Here is a 707-nt window from a genome sequence, read left to right on the forward strand (position 1 = left end):
AGCGGCGCCCACCCCCATTTCAGACAAGTCTATCGAATCTCCGCCTGATGGCCCCGAGATCCTGATGCTGTCCGCGGGCTTGTCAGCATCTTCCGCTTCAAGGGTCTTGATCAGCTGGTCGAGGAACAACGGAATGCCGTTTGCCAACTGTTTTTCAGTGGCGGAGCGCTGAGGCCTCAGCGCAACCTTCGACTTGCAGCGTGAAACCAGCTCCTCCCGATTGTTGGCGAGAAAGTTACGCATGCTCCAGTCCTTGGATTTTGTCGGTTCATTTATCGGCTACCGCCCGCTTGTTCTTCAAAGGCGTACGACTTCTTGTTTAACCCTTCGAGGAAGGCCGGTCTGTGCGGTGTCAAACATACACAGTGGCGCACGCGCGAAAGCCTTTCGCTGAAAACATCGCGCGCGCGATGGCTCGCAAACGCACGCGGTCAATCGGCGTTGCCCCGGCGAATGGAAGTGGACATCCTTCACCGTTGTCGCTGAACAACTTCGTGCTTGGCCAAGCAACTGCGAAGCAACGACATCAGCTACGTGTCATGGAATATTGCGGAGTACCAGTTGCGTGCCGCGCGTTCCCCCGGCGAGCTGACTGGACTGGTCAGGCCCACTTACACCCGCCTGATGAAACACTCCCGTCGCGGTCACTGTGCGACACCGCACACAGGCGTTCCGCGATGCCTATACTGGCTTTCATCGTGAGCAAC

General features: G+C 57.6%; 1 pseudogene. It reads right to left on the reverse strand.

The features are described 5' to 3' along the window. A pseudogene (locus tag HB681_RS37670) lies at window positions 1-243 on the reverse strand (sensor histidine kinase); the annotation flags it as partial. Between the last annotated feature and the right edge of the window lie 464 nt (window positions 244-707).

This window comes from Variovorax sp. dw_954, assembly GCF_018449755.1.
GTDB lineage: Bacteria > Pseudomonadota > Gammaproteobacteria > Burkholderiales > Burkholderiaceae_C > Variovorax.